Genomic DNA, 232 nt, shown 5'->3' with positions numbered 1-232 from the left:
ATATAATGTTTACCTCTCTAACAAAAGCCATTGGCCACTATAGCAAGACCTTATCTTTAGACAGTGGTTTTTTACAGCAACTGGTTACCTTACTTGGTAAAGCTCAATTTGGCCATGCTGTCAAAATAGCGAGACTCAATATTGGTATCACCCCAGGGCATCAACGGCGTATTCTTGACGAGTTAATCGAAGATATGGATCAATAAAACCACTTAATCATTCAATTGTGGCC

1 pseudogene is annotated in these 232 nt (G+C 39.2%); it reads left to right on the top strand.

Annotation, left to right across the window (positions count from 1 at the left end):
- Window positions 1-206 (top strand): annotated as a pseudogene (locus tag AAEZ00_RS22250) (hypothetical protein); the annotation flags it as partial.
- Between the last annotated feature and the right edge of the window lie 26 nt (window positions 207-232).

Origin of the sequence: Shewanella sp. S1-49-MNA-CIBAN-0167 (assembly GCF_040310145.1) — a bacterium.
GTDB classification, from domain to species: Bacteria; Pseudomonadota; Gammaproteobacteria; order Enterobacterales; family Shewanellaceae; genus Shewanella; species Shewanella psychromarinicola.
The sequence above is the reverse complement of the archived record's forward strand: the minus strand, read 5'-3'. Positions and strand labels throughout refer to the sequence as shown.